The following is a 19,903-nucleotide window of genomic DNA, read 5'->3' on the forward strand; positions in this document are numbered from 1 at the left end:
CAATTTTTTCTTAACCGAAGTATAATGAACAAATATATAATTTGTAAAGGAGTGATTTGCAATGTATTTACAAAGCGTTATGATAAATACAGTAAAAAAATTGAAATCACAGGCAGCCAACATGATTACGATTGCGAATCTTGCTTTTGGTGGTGCAGCAATTATGGCAACAATGAATGGACATTACACATATAGCGTGTTATTTATATTTGTAGCTGGTTTATTAGATCGATTTGATGGAATGGTTGCTAGAAAATTTCAAGTAGAATCTGAATTGGGTAAACAACTCGATTCGATGAGCGACGTCATCTCTTTTGGAGTTGCTCCAGCATTGCTCTTATATGCATTAGTATTAAAAGATTTCAGTATTGCCGGAATGATTATTACCGTAATTTATATTGCTTGTGGCGCATTTAGACTTGCACGATTTAATATTTCAGAACCTAATGGGTACTTTACTGGACTTCCAATTACAGTAGCAGGTGTCATCGTAACATTATCTTATTTTGCTATCAATTACGTTCCTCCAGTAACTTACATGTTCTTATTTATTTTATTTGCATTTTTAATGATTAGTACATTTACCCTCAAAAAAGTATAAATTTAACTTTTCATCTTGAACGGCTGCGACTGCGGTCGTTTTTTTATTTCCCCAAATTTAACTACTCAGTATTTACCTTTTTATAAGTGCTTATACTTGTTCCTACGTTCTATTCCCGCATTTTTCGACATATACTAACCCTATAAATAGATGGGGGTGAACACAATCTCTGGTCTCTTTACTGCTTTTATAGGTATTGTCTCCGAACTTCCGCTCGTTTTAGGTTACTTAAAGGGTCAGGCATTCCATCAGCCTTTTACACCTGAAGAAGAAAAAGTGATGCTTGATCGATTCCTAGATGGTGATATGACTGCAAGAGATGAACTGATAGAACGTAATATGCGATTAGTGGCACATGTAGTTAAAAAATTTCACCCAAAACATGAGCTTCTCGATGATTATATATCAATAGGTACAATTGGATTGATGAAGGCAGTGAATAGTTATACACCAACGAAAAAAACAAAGTTGGCTACTTATGCAGCTAGATGTATTGAAAACGAGATACTTATGTATTTGCGCTCACTAAAAAAAGTTCAAAAAGATGTCTCTTTACATGAGCCAATAGGTATGGATAAAGACGGGCATTCTTTAGAAATTACCGATTTACTACCAGGTATTGAAAAAAGCACTGATGAACAACTAGTTGATCAAGAAGATATGAATAAATTATATAAACATTTATCCAATTTAGAAAAACGAGAGTTAGAAATAATTGTACGTCGTTACGGCCTTATAGGTTATCAACCGATGACCCAAAAAGAGATATCGAAACAATTGAAAATTTCGAGAAGTTACGTTTCCAGAATTGAAAAGCGCGCACTTGTAAAACTATATCAATCCTATATACATGAAAAAAACTCTTTTGATGTTAACACCAAAAGAGCTTAGAGGATTAATCTTCGCTTGTCTCTGCTATCATTATAAAACCTAGTACTGCAGTAATCAAAATAGACATGGCCATGATAAAGATCACAATATCCCTCCTATATTACAAAAGCCTTTTATACTCCCATCATAACATATGAATGAATAAATATTACAGAACTTTTTCCTTAACTGATCAATCTTAAGAAAATGATAATTTTTCTATGACGCGCAAAACTATTTCCGTAGAATGTTTTGCTGCAACAGGTAAAAATTCGTCAAAACTTATAGAAGATTCTTTTCCTGCAATATCTGATAACGCACGTATTACCACAAAAGGCACTTCAAATTGATGGCAAACTTGTGCCACTGCAGCCGCCTCCATTTCACACGCTTTCATTTGAGGAAAATTATTACGTACAGCTTCCACCTTCTCAGGATTATGCATAAAAATATCACCAGTAGCAATTAACCCTGTTGCTGATTGGTGTTCTCCTATTTCTCTAACCGCTTCTTCTGAAAGTTTCATTAAATGAGCATTCGCTTTAAAAGCTGCTGGCAGCTGTGGAACTTGCCCTATTTCGTAACCGAATGCTGTAACATCTACATCATGATGTCGAACTTCATCAGAAATAACAATAGCACCAACATCTAAAGTGGGATCATACCCTCCAGCAGATCCAGTATTAATCACATAGTCAGGTTTGAATTTATTTAACAAGATAGAAGTTGTCATTGCAGCATTTACTTTTCCAATACCACTTTTCAATAAAATAATTTCCTGGTTTTTATATGTACCCACTGTAAATTCACTATTAGCTATAATGGTTGTTTCCGCATTTTCAATTTCATCTCGTAATAATTCCACTTCTTGTTCCATTGCCCCAATTACTGCAATTTTCATCTTGTTTCCACCTTTCTTAAAAAGCACTCCTTTTAAAATAAGTCAAAGACGCCTCTTTCGTCAAGAGGCGTCATCTAGAGATTTTAGTTTTTCTTTTTTCGTTGGTATCCATCCTTGTCCATCTATCCATTCTAATTGAATTCGATAAATTTCCTTTCCATCTTTTGATGTTACGGTGCCAACAGATTTTTGTGGACTTCCACCATTACCTAAATGCTTTACGTACATATTAGAAGCATCTAATCCAGATCCATACGATAGCGCTTTAACTTTTTCAACGTAGTCATCCGATTTACTGTCATAACTGGAGACGTGCTCACCTGTTTGTGTTGTACCAATAGGTGTCCAAGTTGGGTCAATTGTGACCTCATCGACCTTTGAATTATCCGATGGTTCAGTAACCACCGCTACATTCCCTTCATTTTTTGACTCTTCTTCAGCTGAAGACGTTTGATTTTCCGTATTTGCTTCTTCTTCCACTTCGTTACTTTCAGCTGGAATAGCTGCCTTATCTGCTTCATCTGCATTATCCGTGTTATCCGCGTTTACATCTTCAGATTTTACTTCTTCGTTAGGGGTTGCTTCCTTTTTTTCCTTTGCAGAGTCCGTTCCTTTATCCGTTACAATGTTTACAACTACTATAATAATTAATAGTAAAACTACTCCTATAAGGATATTTAAAATGTTGTTCCCTTTTTTCTTCCGGTTGTTTTTGTTTAATCTGGAATTCGGTCTATGATTATAATTTGACATAGTATTCCCCCTTAATGAATTTGTATATTTTATATGACGAATAAAAAGCTCATTTTGTTTCGTTAAATAAGAATAACGCTAGCTACCTTTAAGTGCACCTGGTCTTTTCTATTTCCAGAGTTCTTTGGACGAAACATTGGCTACACTATTAACGAAGAATTTTATGGAGGATCTTGTGGCAGATGTTTGTCCGTCGCCCTCTTGAAATAGGTAGAGACAAGGTACATTAGGTTTGGATATTGAGAGAATAAATCCTATTCTACTCTTTTAAAAGCGGACGAAGAGTCAATTTCGTCCGCTCAGTGCTTCTTTAGTAATAGATACTATCTATTTTTTCTCTAGTACCACCTAACTTAATCATTTAGCCATAAAATGATGCGTTCTTTGTCTTTGACGATTGAAATAAAAGGAAAACCAAATAAAGATCAAGAGCTAGCGAATTGAAAGACTTTACTTACCATCGCATACCATTTGCATCTCCATCTATACACTCGTTATAGGCATCCGTTCAAAGTATCTTGCTTTTCTTTATTTGACGGTTGATCGGAGCGAAAGACGGGGACTCATAGGGGGATTGGATTGCTAGCAAATTAAGACCCTCGCCTCACGCGCAGCGAAAAAGCGGTCTTACTTTCTATTTTACAAAAAATGACTGTAGACAAACTCGATTTTTCCCGAGTTTGTCTACAGTCTGAGGTAAACGATAATTTTACCTCTCAGTAGTGAATTACTATCTAAATATGTAGGCTACACCCAAACTGATGAAAACGCTCTCACCAGTATGGTGCATAACAATTATGTTTACTGCCTCTCAAATTTAAGATATCGAAATAATTTGAACGTCCATTTCTCCACCAGGAGTGGTGATTTTCACTTTATCTCCTGTAGTTTTTCCAAGTAAACCTCTTGCAATTGGGGAATCATTTGAAATTAGCCCCTCAATAGGATCTGCTTCCGCTGAACCCACGATTGTGTATGATTCTTCGTCTCCATCGGGAATTTCAATAAATGTTACCGTTTTCCCTAAGGAAACTACATCATTATTTTCTTCTTCTTCAATAATTACCGCATTTCTGATCATCGATTCAATTGTAGATATTCTTCCTTCTACAAATGCTTGATCTTCTTTAGCAGAATCATACTCAGAATTCTCCGAAAGATCACCAAAGCTTCTTGCAATTTTAATACGTTCTACTACTTCTTTTCGTTTAACTGTTTTTAACAGTTCTAATTCATCTTCTAATTTCTGTTTACCAGCAACTGTCATTGGATATTGTTTCTCTGTTGACACTCTCATACACTCCTTTAAATACACACTTAAACATATTCATGTACCATTCATATGCTGAGATTTTAAATGATATGAATGGTACATGAAATAATTGTCAATCCACAATCATCATATTACACAATAACATCAGTTTCAAGAATAGTTTTTATTTTTGTAACCATTAAATCTATTGCAACCTCATTTTGACCACCCTCAGGGATAATTACATCCGCATATCTTTTGGTTGGTTCTATAAATTGATTGTGCATTGGACGAACGACATTTATATATTGGTCTACTACTGAATCTACCGTACGACCTCTTTCATGGATATCACGTAAAATACGACGAATAATACGTAAATCAGAATCCGTATCGACAAATAATTTAATATCCATTAAATTACGAAGTCGTTCATCTTCTAATACTAAAATTCCTTCTAAAATTATTACATCTTTCGGTTCTATTGTAATTGTTTCTGTCGAACGTGTATGTTGTGCATAATCATATACGGGCTTTTCGACTGCTTTATTATTTAACAAATTATGAATATGCTCAATAAGTAAGTCATTATCAAATGCTAGTGGATGATCATAATTTGTATTTAAACGTTCTTCAAATTTTAAATGACTTTGATCTTTATAATAATAATCTTGCTCAATAACAACAACAGAATGGTTTTTAAAAACTTCACTTATAGCATTTGTTACACTCGTTTTACCAGAACCTGAACCACCAGTAATCCCAATAATAAGAGGGGTTCTACTAGACATTATTTCATCCCTTTTCTCATCATATTATTTGGATACAATTTCACCGGACATTTGAATTGTACAATTTCTAATGGATGTCTTGCTGCATCCAATGTTTGTCCTTTTTCATTCGTTATTTCTTTTAGTACAACTCGAACATTTTCAATTTCTGGTCCAAAAAATTCCACTTCTTCCCCAGGTTTGAAAAAATTACGTTGTTGCAAAGTAACCATTTGGGTTTCATCATTGTAATCTAGTACAAGACCTACAAAGTCAAATCCTAGCTTTTTATCATGTACCCCATACATCTGTTGTTCGAAACCTGGTTCCCCTTCAAAAAATGCCGTGTCCGTTTCACGATTAGCACACTTTTCAAGTTCTACTAACCATTCTTTTCTCATTTGGAAGTTTTCAGGATCTTCACAGTATACATCAATTACTTTACGGTAAACACTTACAACTGTTGCAATATAGTGAATTGACTTCATGCGCCCTTCAATTTTCAATGAGTCAATACCTAATTCGATCATTCTTGGAATGGATTCTACAAGTTTTAAATCTTTAGGACTCATTGCAAATGGTACGTCATTTGCTTCAAATAAAGCCTGCTCCTCACCGTTTTGTTGCTCATACAAGTCATAATCCCAACGACATGATTGACAGCAACCACCGCGATTAGAATCGCGAGCAGTCATATGATTGGAAAGCGTACATCTCCCACTATAAGCAATACACATTGCACCGTGAATAAATGCTTCAATTTCAATATCTACTTTTTCCTTCATTAGCTGTATTTCATCACCGCTTGTTTCTCTTGCTAACACAACACGATGTAAGCCCTCTTCTTTCCAATATTGAACGGCTTTCCAATTGGATAAAGATTGTTGGGTACTTAGATGAATTTCTAATCTTGGAGCAGAGTTTCGACAAGTTTCAATAATTAATGGATCCGCTACAATGATACCAGTTATACCTGCTGATTCAATAGCTTGTAAATATTCTTCCAAGCCATTCATATTTTCATTGTGAGCAAATATGTTCGTTGTTACGTAAACCTTTGCTCCATAACTTTTTGCAAATTCCACGCCCTCACGCATTTCATCAATCGAAAAATTCCCTGCATTCGACCGAAGACCAAATTCTCGACCGCCAATAAATACAGCATCTGCACCATAATGCACAGCAATTTTCAACTTTTCTAAATTCCCCGCCGGTGCTAATAATTCTGGCTTTTTGGTGATCACTCGTTTGCCATCAATTTGTTCACTTATTTTATCTATTTTCGTTGTCACGTGCTACCTTCCCTTTCTTAACTGATAAGAAAGTTCTCTTTTTACTCAGTTATTGTCGCACCTATAGGCGTTTTCCACTTACTTTAATACACCGTTTCTTTAAAGAAAAATCCGGTATCAAGTGGTCTTAGTGGTGGCTGTATTTCTTCTATTTTTTTGTAAAGTTCTTTTTTGATCTCTTTATAAGCAGATCGTGAATCGTAAAATGCATCAATCGCTTGACGATAATAACCCGTTATTGTTGTGATATATGCTGGGTCATGTAGAACTCCATCAATTTTTAAACTATCTATTTCTGCATCTAAAAGCTCGTCTAATTCATCAATCATGCACATATCGTTAGGGCTGAAAATATGAGTACCATTTTGATCCTCATAAATAGGATATTTGTTCGAACGTTCTTTATCATGCAAAAACATATTGTTATTTTTGGAGCGATTTTCTACTTCCATTGCTTTATCTTGAAATAAGAAATAATTACCTAGTAACGCACGTTTCGATTGAAAAATACATGTCATTCCATGCACTTGGATTTCGATTTGCACTTCTGCATTTTCCTTGACTTCTACTATTTCATCTAAACTTAGTTCTCTTGCAAGAACAGCTCTTGTTGCGCCACGTTGCCCCCAATAATTTGCAGTAAAATAATTGGTCGCTGTTTGTTCGGTATTCCAGTGAAGAGGAATTGCCACTCCAGCTTCTCTTCTCGCTATAATAACGGAAGGATCACCAAATACAATTGCATCGACACCTATCTTCTGCATTTTTTGGATATAGGGAGCCAATAGATCTACTTTATCATTATGAAAAAGCCCATTCATCGCTACATATATTTTTTTATTATGCGCTTTTGTTAGTTTTGTTGCAACTTCAATATCTTCCACAGAAAATTCTCCTGCAAGTCGTAAACCAAAAAACTGCTCACCCACTAAGAAAGCATCTGCTCCTGCTTGGATTAATTCTTTCATATGAATGATGCTGGTAGGAGTTACTAAAAGTTCCGTCTTTTTCATTTTTTCACCTCTTTATGCTGATTAGCATGCCATCTCCAACTGGTAGGAAAGATGTGTCATAGTCCGGATGATCTATCAACCACTCCGTAAATTGATGTTGATTTCGTACCATGGTTCTTTTCCTTCTCGGTACTTCACTCATCGGAAGGTCGGATAAACCATTTAACAATAAATTATCACAATAAATAACGCCTCCATCTTTTAAAAATGGTGCGTACTTTTCAAAAAACTTTTTATATTGACCTTTTGCAGCATCAATAAATATTGCATCAAAATGAGTATCCCGAAACAAATCATCGGAAATTTCCAACGCATCACCCTCAATGACTTGGATACGATTATGCAAATTTGCTCGCTCGATGAATTGATTTGCAATCACTACTTTTTCTTTATCTCTTTCAATCGTTACAATATTTACATTTTCTAATTTAGATGCAATGCGCATCGAAGAATAACCAATGGCTGTACCGAGTTCTAAAAGTGAATTAGGTTTTTGCAACGAAAGCAAGTGAATTAATGATTCCATTCCTGTTAATTGCATGATTGGAACATGATGTTCCTTTGCGTATTGTTCCATTTCAATAAAAATATCCGCACGTGGTTTTATAAGCTTTTTAATATAATCTTCCTTTGGATCCATAAAAGTTACTCCTTTTTTAAACAAATCAATTACGTCTTTGCGTAATTTTATGCGGTTACCCTACTTAGAGAGTAATTTCTGCAAAGCAAAACGACAATTATTCACAACACAGCAGGAGGAGGAATAAAACACGGTTCCTTCTCCTGCTATTATTTATTTCAGATATTTGTCCACATTTTTAAGATGTTCTTCATATGTCTTCGAAAAGTGATTTTCACCTGTTTTATCCGCAAGGAAATATAAATAATCCGTTTTGGAAGGGTCTAACACTGCTTCTATTGATGATTTCCCAGCATTTGCAATTGGACCTGGAGGCAACCCTTGAAATTTATAAGTATTGTAGGGATTATCCACTTCTAAATCCTCAAAAAGTACTCGTTCCTTATGGTTACCAAGTGCGTATAAGACAGTTGGATCTGTTTGTAAAGGCATTTTATCCTTTAAACGATTATAAAACACACTAGCAATCAATGCTCTGTCCGTTTGAGCGGTCGCTTCTTCTTCTAGTAATGAAGAAAATGTTAGTAACCAATGAACGGATTTTTCTTCTGAATGTAGAATCTCGGAATAGTTAGACATCGTTTTATCTGTATTTGTTAACATCGTTTCCACAATTTTTTCTAATGAAGGTTTTTCTTCATAAAATGGATATGTAGCGGGAAACAAATATCCTTCCAATGCATGCCGTACGTTTTCCCCTTTAATCTCTTCAGTTAATAAATTCGGATATTTTACCATCATTCGATCCACAAATGCGTCATTAGTTACAAGCGCCAAAAATTCCGCTGCTGTGTAGGTCGTTTTCTTTTCTACTACTGCTCCAATTTGTTCTAACGTTAATCCCTCTGGAATAGTGATAGAAAAAAGTGGTTTACGATATACTTTGCCTGTTTTTAAGCTCTTAATAATTTCATCAAGTGTCATCGATTTTGTTAAATTGTAATCTCCTGCTTGAAAGTCCGATTCATTCTTAAATTTAGCATAGTATTTAAATATCTTTGCATTTTTAATGATTCCGTTTTTTTCAAGTGTAGAGGAAATTGATTCTAAACCAGAACCAATTGGAATTTGAACATTGACAACCTTGTCAGAATTAGGATCCAATGGTTTTAAAGCACTTTTCACATAATTATAGGAGACATACCCTCCTATTCCACCAACAATTAATAGAAATAATGTGATAGTAAACACAATCCGTCGAACAAGTTTCACTTCTTTTTTCTTATTTTTCATTCGGTTAAACATAATTTCTTTTTTGGATTCATTTCCCACGGGTTCTCCCCCTTTAATTCCATTTTATTATACAAGATAATAGGAAAAGCGCAAGCGCCCTCTAAGAGCACTTGGTCTCTCATAAGCTCCTTCCAAGGCATGCCCACCTAAAAAGACGCTATAAGCATCCTTCGCAATGCCTATCCGATCCTAAAACTTGCTTATAAGCACCTAGCCAAATCTACAGAGTTCCTAGCATCCCATTTAAACGATCAAAGTAAGTAAAAGCTTACCATTTTTCCATATCAGATATTTGCTAAATCAACTGGCGTCTTGCATTTCTCGGGTTTGCTATGTACAGTGTGTTTTGTAGTCCTTTCTATTAAAAGAAAATTACTTGAGTTGATTCATTTAGCTTTATACAAAAAGAAAAAGGAGGAATGAGGAGACCTCTTTCCTTCCTTTTAAATGATAATTATTCTTCGTCTTCGTCTTCGTCCTCTTCTTCTTCATCTAAAAACGTATTTAACATTTCTTCGATCATTTCCCATTCAGGATCCGTCTCAATTGGAAGTAATTCTCCATCTTCTCCGTTTTCATTAGGGCTGAAAGAAGATGCATGAATTTCTATTTCTTCATTTTCATCTTCCTCAGCACCAATCGGGTAATAAAGAACATATGACTTTCCGAATTCTTCTGATTCAAAAGTAAATAATACGTTACAAAGCTGCTCATTTCCATTTTCATCTACAACTGTAATATTTTCTTGACCGTGGTCCATTTGCAGTCACCTCATCTATTTTTTCTATCAAGAAAGCCTTGTAAAATCATTACAGCGGCCATCTTGTCAATCACTTGTTTCCGTTTTTTACGGCTAACATCAGCATCTATTAACATACGTTCTGCAGCCATTGTTGTCAATCTTTCATCCCACATTGTAACTGGAAAGTGAAATTTTTCGGTTAACAACTTTGCATATTGTTCCGATGCTTCAGCACGTGGACCAATACTATTGTTCATGTTCTTTGGAAAACCTACAACAAATTCGGTGACGGTATGCTCTTTTACGAGTTCATCAATCCGTTTAAGACCAAATTCTAGGTTTGCTTCATCAATTTTAATTGTTTCAATTCCTTGTGCAGTCCATCCGAGCGCATCACTAATTGCAACCCCGACAGTCTTAGAACCTACATCTAAACCCATTATTCGCATGCTTAAGCCTCATTATTTTTTTTAATGTAGAACTTCACTAATTCTTCTAAAATTTCATCTCGTTCTAATTTGCGTATCATATTACGTGCATCTTGATGGCGAGGAATATAAGCTGGATCACCAGATAGCAGATAGCCAACAATTTGATTAATTGAATTATATCCTTTTTCTTCTAGTGCAGAGTGAACTTGTAGCATCACATGTTTTACTTCCTGTTCCATAGACTCTTCTGGGAAGTTAAATTTCATCGTTTTATCGAATGAATTCATGATCAGCACCTCGCTTTCAGTTTTAGTAGGCAGTCTTACATATCTATTGTACAGTATAACCGAAATTGGAAATAGTATCAAATACACCTAGGTAAATTTACTCCTATGGTTAATGTTGGTAAAAAAACATTGCACCTAACTTTTGCCATTGATGGTACGAATCATAAGACTCCAACGCATCTTAAGCCAAGTAGAATTCTCTTTTTCCTAAAGTTAAACAGATCGTATATACTCATAAACAGAATTTAAAGCATTGTCTAGCTTGCTGCCATCTTTTGCTCCCGCCATTGCGAAATCTGGTCTACCTCCACCTTTACCTCCACACTGCTCTGCAACAAGTTTGACGATATTTCCAGCATGATAGTTTCCACCGATAATATCTTTTGTGACCCCAGCAGAAATCATTACTTTTTCTCCATCAACTGCACCAAGGACAATAACTGCTTTTTCAAGTTTTTGTTTTAAATCGTCCATCATTTGGCGTAATTGATTATTATCTTTTGCCTCCACTTTAACGGATAGGACTGTAATATCATTGATAGTTTGAGCAGAAGATAAAACAGACGAAGCTTGATTGTTTGCAATCTTAGCAGATAGTGATTCATTCTCTCTTTGAATACTTTTGAATTCATTCAATGTTTGCGCCAATTTGGTAACTAAATCTTTTGGTTGAGCTTTCAAGAGGTTAGAAGCTTCTAATAATGCATGCTCTTCTTCTTTCACAACCTCAAATGCACCTTTACCAGTTACCGCTTCTATTCTTCTTGTCCCAGCTCCAATACCACTTTCTGAGAGTATTTTAAAGAATCCAATTTCAGATGTATTTTTTACATGCACACCACCACAAAGTTCAAGTGAAAATTCACCCATTCGAACAACACGCACGACATCTCCGTATTTTTCACCGAATAACGCCATTGCCCCCATACTCTTTGCTTCTTCTATATTATGATAACCAGTAAGAACAGGGATGTTTTCCCATACTTTTTCATTAACAATTCGTTCAACTTGCTCTAATTCTTCTTTTGTTACTTGTCCGAAGTGAGAGAAGTCAAAACGTAAACGGTCTGGCCCAACATAGGAGCCTGCCTGGTTTACATGCGTTCCAAGTACATCTTTTAGTGCTTGGTGTAGTAAATGGGTAGCTGAGTGATTTTTCACTGTATGACTTCGTAATATACGATCCACTGTCGCTGTAACTTCCGCGCCAGTTGTTAATTCCCCAGATTCAACGATAACTGTGTGTAAGTTTTGCCCGTTTGGCGCTTTTTGAACTTCTTTTACAAAACCTCTAAACGTTTCATTTTCAATTGTTCCATGATCAGCTAGTTGACCTCCACTTTCTGCGTAAAAAGGAGTTTGGGAAAGGATTACTTGAATTTCATCCCCTTCATTTGCACTTTTAGCTAGTACTTCACCGTGTATTATAGTTGTTATTTTCGTTGCTATCGATAATGTTTCATAGCCAACAAATTCACTTTCATCATGAATATTACTAAAAACTTCGGATTGTACTTGCATAGAATCCACATTTTGACGAGCAGCACGTGCACGACTACGCTGAGCTTCCATTTCTTTTTTAAAGCCTTCATGGTCCACCGTCATGTTTGCTTCTTCTGCATATTCTTCCGTTAATTCGATTGGGAAACCATATGTGTCATAAAGCGTAAATGTTGTTGTACCAGGGATGAAGGATTCTCCTTTTTCACGTTGTTCTTCTATTACTTTTTCTAAAATAGATAGTCCATCGTGTAGTGTTTCATGGAAACGCTCTTCCTCTGTTTTAATCACTCGCATAATAAAGTCTTGCTTCTCTTTTACTTCCGGATAGAAATCTTTCATGATTTCACCTACGCCAGGAACTAGCTCGTATAAAAACGGTTTGTCTACTCCTAATTGTTTTGCAAAACGAACAGCACGACGAAGTAATCTTCTAAGTACATATCCTCTACCTTCGTTCGATGGTAGTGCTCCATCTCCAATAGCGAAAGCAACGGTACGGATATGGTCCGCAATTACTTTGAAAGCAATATCATATTCAACCGTTGTATTGTATGATTTCCCAGAGATTTCTTCTGTTTGACGAATAATTGGGATAAATAAATCTGTATCAAAATTGGTTGGTACATTTTGAACAACACAGGCCATGCGCTCTAATCCCATACCCGTATCAATATTCTGTTTTGGTAATGGTGTATACGTATTATCTGGATTATGGTTGAATTGCGAAAATACCAAGTTCCAAATTTCTAAATAACGTTCATTTTCTCCACCAGGATATAATTCAGAATCATTTAAATCATTCCCGTATGATTCACCACGATCATAGAATATTTCGGAGTTAGGACCACTCGGACCTTCTCCAATATCCCAAAAGTTTCCTTCTAATCGAATAATACGTTCTTCGGGAATACCAATTTCATTCTTCCAAATAGTATATGCTTCTTCGTCTTCGGGATGAATCGTTATAGATAATTTTTCAACTTCGAATGCCATCCATTTTTCATCGGTTAGGAATTCCCAAGCAAAATGAATCGCTTCTTTCTTGAAGTAATCGCCAATTGAGAAATTTCCAAGCATTTCAAAAAAAGTATGATGTCTAGCTGTTTTCCCTACATTTTCAATATCATTTGTACGAATGGATTTTTGCGCATTTGTAATACGTGGATTTTCTGGGACTACTCGCCCATCAAAATACTTCTTCAACGTAGCAACACCGCTATTAATCCATAGTAGTGATGGGTCATTGATTGGTACAAGTGGAGCAGACGGTTCTTGGGTATGTCCTTTTTCGATAAAAAAGTCTAAATACATTTGTCTAATTTGAGCACCTGTTAATTGTTTCATACATTTTTCCTCCTAAATGAATAAAATGAAATCAAAAAAGCCTTCATCCCTAAAAAAAGGGACGAAAGCTGTTATTCTCGCGGTACCACCCTAGTTACACAACAATTCATGTCGTGTCTCTCAAGTAACCTTAACGCGGCTAAACGGCAGGTATTAGCTGCACTCAAGAGTAGCTTTCCAACTTGTTAGTTTCTGAAGATTCTTTCAGCCAAGGAATCTTTCTCTTTTTCAGGTAACAAGTGTACTTTCTCTGTCATCATTTTGCTCTATGCATTTGATTATAAAAAACTATCGACCGGATGTCAATTATCCATCTCTAAGAAATCATATGGGGAAATTCCATTCATCCCGGTTAACGGATCAATTAAATGGCAATTTTCTGCAGATAAGAAAGTTGTTTCTGTTGTTATTTCATCCATAACTTTTTCTCTCTGTTCATCTATTTTTTCCTTCTTTTCCTCACTGACGCTTAAACGATCTTTTAAAGTTGTTAATCGTTGCAAATCATCAGTACGTTCTACTCCAAATTTAAAAACTTCGGGATCTCCACATAATATTAAAAAGTTCTTTGCTCTTGTAATGCCTGTATATAATAAATTTCTTCGAAGCATTTTCATATAGCTTCTGGTGACAGGCATAATCACGGTTTGAAATTCACTACCTTGGGATTTATGCACGGAGCAACAATACGCTAAAGTAATTTGATTCAAATCATTCTTTTCATACGTCACTTCATTGCCATCAAACGAAATAACTAGCATTTCCTTTTTCTCCACTGTTTCAGCGGCTTTGAAAATACTTACGACTTCCCCCATGTCTCCGTTGAACACATTGCTTTCTGGCTGATTGACGAGTTGCAATACTTTGTCGCCAATACGGTAAATCGTTTCTCCAAATACCATTTCTTTTCGTTTTCCATCTGTATTTGGATTCACCATTTCTTGCATCATTTTATTTAATGCATCGATACCAGCTGGCCCTCTATACATAGGTGCAAGTACTTGAATATCTCTTATCGAATGTCCTTTTGCTAAAGCACTTTTCAACACTTGTTCTACTACTTTCGGAATTTGTTCTGTAGAAGCTTTAATAAATGAACGATCTTTCGTTTTGTCTAACAGCGTTTTCGGAACAGTTCCTTTTTTCATTTCGTGAGCTAGCTCAATAATAGAAGAACCTTCTGATTGGCGATAAATATCTATTAATTCAACAGTTGGGATTCTTTTAGAAGCTAATAAATCTTTTAATACCTGCCCTGGTCCAACAGGAGGTAACTGGTCTTGGTCCCCTACAAAAATGACTTGTGCATCTTTAGGAATAGCTTTTAATAATTGATGCCCTAGCCAAGTATCTAACATGGATGTTTCATCTATAATAATTAGTTTTCCTTCAATTTCTTTTCCTTCAGAATCCGCATCTTCCTGGCCGTTAAATCCTAATAAGCGGTGGATTGTCATTGCTGGCAATCCGGTAGATTCGCTTAAACGTTTTGCGGCTCTACCAGTGGGTGCAGCCAATACAACAGGAAATGGTTTTTTATCTTTTGCCCATTCTTTTGGTTCTAAAGAAAGTCCATGAAGTTCTGCATATAATTCAACTATTCCTCGTACGACGGTGGTCTTCCCTGTCCCAGGTCCACCTGTTAAGAGTGTCATGCTGGCATTTATAGCCGTTTCGATCGCTTTAACTTGGGTTGTTGCATATTGGACGCCTAATCTTTCTTCAATTCCCCCAAGGTGTTTTTTCATCTCAGCAAGGGGGAATTTATGGTGAGTATCATTTTCATTCAATAACGTTTCGATTTTAGAACTTATCCCTACTTCTGAAAAATAAAGTGAAGGGATGTAAAAACGATTCACTTCCCCAACAATTCGACTTTCCTCGGCTAATTCGAAGCAGCACTTCGTTATCGCTTCGAAAGTGATTTCTTCTCTTTGTGCACTTTCTAATAATCTTTTAACAGATTCAAGTAATTGCTCCGCGTATAAAAATACATGACCTTCACTTAATGAAGCAGATTGCAATAAGTGAAAAATGGCAGCTTTAATACGATCAGGGTGATTTCCTTGAATGCCAAGTTTATAGCCCAGTTCATCTGCCCGAATAAATCCAACGCCTTCCACTTCCTCGATAAGGCGATATGGGTTCTTTGTCAATACATCTATCGTTTCCTCTCGGTAAGCTTGATATATTTTCATCGCGATTTGGGGACCGAACCCCCATTCATTCAACTGAATCATCACTTTTTCTAAACCTAGATTTTGCTCTAAAACAGCTCTCAATGTTTGTTTTTTATCTTCTGCCAATCTTGGAATGATGTCCAATACAGCAGGGTCATCTAGAATTCTATTGATGGCATTTTGACCAAGTTTTTTGACAATTTGTTCTGCTGTTTTTCTGCCGATTCCCGGAAACATATCACTCGATAAATAATGGACTATACCTTGTTCAGTAGCAGGAACTTCTTTTTGAAAGGTCTCTACTTGAAATTGCACGCCATATTTAGGGTGATTTTTTACAAGTCCAGTAAATTTATAGGATTCTTCTAATACGAGTTGTGGAAAATAACCGGTCACAATTATTTCTTTTTCTATGTAGGTTGTATTAGTGGATTTAATTTTTAGTTTTATAATAGAAAACAAATTTTGGGGATTGTGAAAAATTGAGACGATAGGACGACCCGTAATAAATTGTTTTTCATTATTCATTTCGTTTGTCATGCTAACGCCTCCAGATTGTAAAACAATTTCGCCTTGGCGTATTTTCATCCAGGTTTTGAATTGAACTAGCTCAATTCAAAATCTGTGTCATCCGCCAAGGGCTTTAACTTCATTCAGCAAATGTTTCTGCTGAATAAAGTTAATTACGAAGAGAGATCATATCATGCACATAGCGTGCTTGATCATAAGTTGGTTGTATCGTAAATGCTTGTTTTAAATGATAAAGTGCCGCTTCCGTATTTGGAGTAGACACAGCATATAAAACACCTAAATTATAGTGTGCATCCGCATTTTCAGCTTCTGCTTCTAATATTTCTTTTAAAATTGGTTCTGCTTCTTTAAACATTTCAAAGCTTGCTAATGCTATTGCATAGGTTAGCTTTATTTGACTATCATTCGAGTCTAGTTCATATGCTCGTTGTAAATAAGGTAGCGATAACTTTGTTTGTCCTGTTTTTTCAAAGCTTTTGCCTAACATGAAATAGGAATCTGGACCTTCAATTCCATTTGAAATAGCTTTTTCATACAGTTTTGCAGCTTCCTCATAACGTTCTGCATCATAATACAAATTTGCTAGACTATAGTATGCTGTAGCTGCATGTTCATCTAACGTCATTGCTTTTTGAAAGAATCTTTCCGCTCGTTCATTTTCATTCATAGATGCAAGCAAATTACCGAAATTTATATATCCAATTGCCTCTTCCGGATTTTCTTCGATAGCTTTTGTAAATAATTCAACGGCTTTTTCATAGTTTTCTTCTTGAATAGCCTGTATTCCTAATTCATTGTAATTCATATACTTCCTCCAATTAGCCAACATAATCCAGTTGCAATCCATCTTTGAATACTTTGTCAATCGTGGCTCCACCTATACATTCGTCCCCTTGATAGAAAACAACTGCTTGTCCTGGAGTGATCGCTCGAACGGCTTTTTCAAAAATAACAGACACATCACTATCCGATAGTATCTCCACTTGGACTCCGACATCTTCTTGTCTGTATCTGAATTTAGCTGTACAATCAAAGTTTTTTTGCTTGTCAAATGTGGTTGTAAAAGATAAATTAGTCGCAGTTAAACTCGTGGAGAAAAGTGCATCATTATTAATGTTTTGCCCAACTAATAATACATTTCTTGCTAAATCTTTTCCAATGACAAACCATGGATCACCGGAACCACCAATTCCTAATCCATGACGTTGGCCAATTGTGTAATACATTAGTCCATCATGTTTGCCCATTGGTTTTCCATCCATCGTTTCCATTTCGCCTTGTTGCGCAGGTAAATATTGACCCAAAAATGTTTTGAAGTTTCTTTCACCTATAAAACAAATTCCAGTGGAATCTTTTTTTGTTGCAGTTGCCAGTCCTTGTTCAAGTGCAATTTCTCGTACCTTTTTCTTTTCCAAATGACCAATTGGAAACATCACTTTTTCTAATTGTTCTTGGTTTAGCTGGTTTAAAAAATAGGTTTGGTCTTTATTGTTGTCTTTCCCACGTAGCATTCTTGTTTGACCTTCTCTTACTTCCACTTGTGCGTAATGGCCAGTGGCTAAATAGTCAGCTCCAAGTGCTAATGCATGCTCTAAAAATGCTTTAAATTTAATTTCTTTATTACACATTACATCTGGGTTTGGTGTTCTTCCTGCTTTATATTCTTCCAAGAAATAGGTAAACACTTTATCCCAATATTGTTTTTCAAAATTTACTGCATAATACGGAATCCCGATTTGATTGCAGACTTTAATAACATCTTCGTAATCTTCTGTGGCTGTACAGACGCCAAATTCATCTGTATCATCCCAGTTTTTCATAAAGATACCGATGACATCGTACCCTTGTTCTTTTAATAGGTAAGCAGCGACGGACGAATCCACGCCACCAGACATTCCTACTACTACTCTTGTATCTTCTATTTTTTTCAATTTACTCACTCATTTCAATTATTCGTTAAGAACCTAGAATAATTTTACTTATTTTATTTGCTGCTTCTCTTACCTGCTCCACTGTGTTATTTATACCAAAACTAAATCGAACTGAATTTCGGAGCTCCGGTGTATTTTCACCAAACATAGCAACTAAGACGTGGGATGGATCAATAGAACCGGCCGAGCATGCTGAACCACTGGAAGCATCAATTCCCGCTAAATCCAGCTGGATTAAAAATGTCTCGACATCTGTTTTTGGAATGCTAATGTTTATAACATGGGGCAGAACGTTTTTCAGTGAGCCATTGATGGTGAACTCAACACCTTTACTTTCCAGTTGGTGTAGAAAAGCATTTTTCAATTCCTTGTAAGAATTGATCGTTGATTCTAAATTTTGTTGTTTTAACTCAACAGCTTTTGCAAATCCAATTACTGCCGGTACATTTTCTGTTCCAGCACGTTTCTGTCTTTCTTGCTTCCCACCATATAATAATGGTTTCAAATGAATCGCTTTTCGTTGATATAAAAAGCCAATTCCCTTTGGTCCATTAATTTTATGACTTGAAACACTTAGCAAATCAACTTGTAAATCGTTTACATCTAAAGCAATCCCACCATACGCTTGTACCGCATCTGTATGAAAATAGGCAGGATGATCATTTAATAACTCACCAATTTCATGTATCGGTTGAATAGACCCAACTTCATTGTTTCCATACATGACTGAAACTAAAATAGTATCTTCTCGAAGTGCATTTTTCAATTCACAAACATCGATTATTCCTTCTTTATTTACAGGTAGATAAGTGACTTCAAATCCTTCGCGTTCTAGTTGTTCACAAGCATGAAGTACTGCATGATGCTCAATTTGTGTCGTAATAATATGCTTCCCTTCAATTCTACGTGCATAAGCTGTGCCGAAAATAGCATAATTATCGGCTTCTGTTCCGCCGCTTGTAATGATAATTTCTGTTTCATGGGCACCAATACTTGTAGCAAGGGTATTTCTTGAATCATCCAATTTTTTTCGTGCACTTCTTCCAGTTTGGTGGATACTTGAGGCATTGCCAAATTCTTTATTCATTTCTACCGTAAATGTTTTGATTACTTCTTCCGCCATAGGGGTTGTAGCTGCATGATCTAAATATATTCTAGTCATTTCAAACTGCTCCTTAAATATAAAACATATATCCAGCGTTCGCTGGATCTTCATCTGTATGTTGCGCTAAATCCTCAATAGTTGTTGTATCCAACACATTTTTTACTGCATCTCGGATACGCATCCATAACTCGCGTTGTGGCAACTCTTCCTCTTCAATTCCTTCTACTATCTGAATTGGACCTTCAAGTACACGAATAACGTCACCTGCCGTGATTTCATTTGGCTCCCTTGAAAGCATATACCCACCGTATGCACCTCTAACACTTTTAACAAGTCCCGCATTCCGTAATGGTGAAACAATTTGTTCTAAATATGCTTCCGATAAATTATGGTCTGCTGCGATTTGACGAAGTGCAAGTGGTCCTTCTCCACACTGTTTGCCTAATGCTATCATAATCGTTAAACCATACCGTCCTTTTGTTGAAAACTTCAATATATTCCACCTCATTAGAAATCTAAATCGC

At 36.0% G+C, this 19,903-nt stretch carries 19 protein-coding genes and 1 other annotated feature; of the genes, 2 read left to right on the forward strand and 17 right to left on the reverse strand.

The features are described 5' to 3' along the window. Positions 1 to 61 precede the first annotated feature (61 nt). Positions 62 to 601 carry a CDP-diacylglycerol--serine O-phosphatidyltransferase gene (pssA, locus tag PB01_RS12000; RefSeq protein ID WP_151700419.1) on the forward strand — a complete coding sequence of 180 codons (540 nt, stop codon included), beginning with the start codon at positions 62 to 64 and terminating at the stop codon, positions 599 to 601. 165 nt (positions 602 to 766) lie between these two features. Continuing rightward, complete coding sequence (gene sigK / locus PB01_RS12005; RefSeq protein WP_151702048.1) at positions 767 to 1,492, forward strand: RNA polymerase sporulation sigma factor SigK; 726 nt, start codon at positions 767 to 769, stop codon at positions 1,490 to 1,492. A gap of 178 nt (positions 1,493 to 1,670) precedes the next feature. Here the strand turns inward: sigK and mtnN are convergent, their stop codons facing one another. The 17 genes from mtnN to cymR all read right to left on the reverse strand — a co-directional run bounded on the left by mtnN (position 1,671) and on the right by cymR (position 19,872). Continuing rightward, entirely contained in the window at positions 1,671 to 2,372 is a 702-nt protein-coding gene (gene mtnN, locus PB01_RS12010; RefSeq protein WP_151700420.1) for a 5'-methylthioadenosine/S-adenosylhomocysteine nucleosidase, read from the reverse strand. Between the two features lie 60 nt (positions 2,373 to 2,432). Then, positions 2,433 to 3,125: a YrrS family protein gene (locus PB01_RS12015; RefSeq protein WP_151700421.1), complete on the reverse strand. Its 693-nt coding sequence runs from the start codon at positions 3,123 to 3,125 to the stop codon at positions 2,433 to 2,435. An 817-nt stretch (positions 3,126 to 3,942) separates the two neighbouring features. Beyond that, positions 3,943 to 4,416, reverse strand: coding sequence for a transcription elongation factor GreA (gene greA, locus PB01_RS12020; protein ID WP_151700422.1), 474 nt, complete (start codon positions 4,414 to 4,416; stop codon positions 3,943 to 3,945). A gap of 113 nt (positions 4,417 to 4,529) precedes the next feature. Next, positions 4,530 to 5,168: a uridine kinase gene (udk, locus tag PB01_RS12025; protein WP_151700423.1), complete on the reverse strand. Its 639-nt coding sequence runs from the start codon at positions 5,166 to 5,168 to the stop codon at positions 4,530 to 4,532. After that, entirely contained in the window at positions 5,168 to 6,439 is a 1,272-nt protein-coding gene (locus tag PB01_RS12030) for a peptidase U32 family protein (RefSeq protein ID WP_151700424.1), read from the reverse strand. The genes udk and PB01_RS12030 overlap by 1 nt, the downstream gene beginning before the upstream one ends. 83 nt (positions 6,440 to 6,522) lie before the next feature. Continuing rightward, positions 6,523 to 7,452 carry a peptidase U32 family protein gene (locus tag PB01_RS12035; protein ID WP_151700425.1) on the reverse strand — a complete coding sequence of 310 codons (930 nt, stop codon included), beginning with the start codon at positions 7,450 to 7,452 and terminating at the stop codon, positions 6,523 to 6,525. A 4-nt stretch (positions 7,453 to 7,456) separates the two neighbouring features. Next, positions 7,457 to 8,092, reverse strand: a complete 636-nt coding sequence (locus tag PB01_RS12040; RefSeq protein ID WP_151700426.1) for an O-methyltransferase — start codon at positions 8,090 to 8,092, stop codon at positions 7,457 to 7,459. A gap of 153 nt (positions 8,093 to 8,245) precedes the next feature. Further along, positions 8,246 to 9,364 (reverse strand): endolytic transglycosylase MltG, encoded by a 1,119-nt coding sequence (gene mltG, locus PB01_RS12045; RefSeq protein ID WP_151700427.1) that lies wholly within the window; start codon positions 9,362 to 9,364, stop codon positions 8,246 to 8,248. A gap of 415 nt (positions 9,365 to 9,779) precedes the next feature. Then, positions 9,780 to 10,085: a DUF1292 domain-containing protein gene (locus PB01_RS12050; RefSeq protein ID WP_151700428.1), complete on the reverse strand. Its 306-nt coding sequence runs from the start codon at positions 10,083 to 10,085 to the stop codon at positions 9,780 to 9,782. A gap of 11 nt (positions 10,086 to 10,096) precedes the next feature. Further along, positions 10,097 to 10,516 (reverse strand): Holliday junction resolvase RuvX, encoded by a 420-nt coding sequence (gene ruvX / locus PB01_RS12055; protein WP_151700429.1) that lies wholly within the window; start codon positions 10,514 to 10,516, stop codon positions 10,097 to 10,099. A 2-nt stretch (positions 10,517 to 10,518) separates the two neighbouring features. Beyond that, on the reverse strand, positions 10,519 to 10,785 hold the full coding sequence (locus tag PB01_RS12060) for an IreB family regulatory phosphoprotein (RefSeq protein ID WP_151700430.1): 267 nt from the start codon (positions 10,783 to 10,785) through the stop codon (positions 10,519 to 10,521). A gap of 213 nt (positions 10,786 to 10,998) precedes the next feature. Beyond that, the gene (gene alaS, locus PB01_RS12065; RefSeq protein WP_151700431.1) at positions 10,999 to 13,632 is read right to left on the reverse strand and encodes an alanine--tRNA ligase; all 2,634 of its coding nucleotides are present in this window, start codon (positions 13,630 to 13,632) and stop codon (positions 10,999 to 11,001) included. A gap of 54 nt (positions 13,633 to 13,686) precedes the next feature. Then, positions 13,687 to 13,898, reverse strand: a binding site (T-box leader). Positions 13,899 to 13,934: 36 nt separating this feature from the next. Continuing rightward, positions 13,935 to 16,352: an SF1B family DNA helicase RecD2 gene (gene recD2, locus PB01_RS12070; RefSeq protein WP_151700432.1), complete on the reverse strand. Its 2,418-nt coding sequence runs from the start codon at positions 16,350 to 16,352 to the stop codon at positions 13,935 to 13,937. A 139-nt stretch (positions 16,353 to 16,491) separates the two neighbouring features. Further along, the gene (locus PB01_RS12075; RefSeq protein ID WP_151702049.1) at positions 16,492 to 17,148 is read right to left on the reverse strand and encodes a tetratricopeptide repeat protein; all 657 of its coding nucleotides are present in this window, start codon (positions 17,146 to 17,148) and stop codon (positions 16,492 to 16,494) included. A gap of 13 nt (positions 17,149 to 17,161) precedes the next feature. Beyond that, the gene (gene mnmA, locus PB01_RS12080) at positions 17,162 to 18,274 is read right to left on the reverse strand and encodes a tRNA 2-thiouridine(34) synthase MnmA (protein ID WP_151700433.1); all 1,113 of its coding nucleotides are present in this window, start codon (positions 18,272 to 18,274) and stop codon (positions 17,162 to 17,164) included. Positions 18,275 to 18,299: 25 nt separating this feature from the next. Further along, positions 18,300 to 19,436 carry a cysteine desulfurase family protein gene (locus PB01_RS12085; protein WP_151700434.1) on the reverse strand — a complete coding sequence of 379 codons (1,137 nt, stop codon included), beginning with the start codon at positions 19,434 to 19,436 and terminating at the stop codon, positions 18,300 to 18,302. A gap of 13 nt (positions 19,437 to 19,449) precedes the next feature. Further along, positions 19,450 to 19,872, reverse strand: coding sequence for a cysteine metabolism transcriptional regulator CymR (gene cymR, locus PB01_RS12090; protein ID WP_151700435.1), 423 nt, complete (start codon positions 19,870 to 19,872; stop codon positions 19,450 to 19,452). Between the last annotated feature and the right edge of the window lie 31 nt (positions 19,873 to 19,903).

Origin of the sequence: Psychrobacillus glaciei (assembly GCF_008973485.1) — a bacterium.
In the GTDB taxonomy this organism is placed as follows: Bacteria; Bacillota; Bacilli; order Bacillales_A; family Planococcaceae; genus Psychrobacillus; species Psychrobacillus glaciei.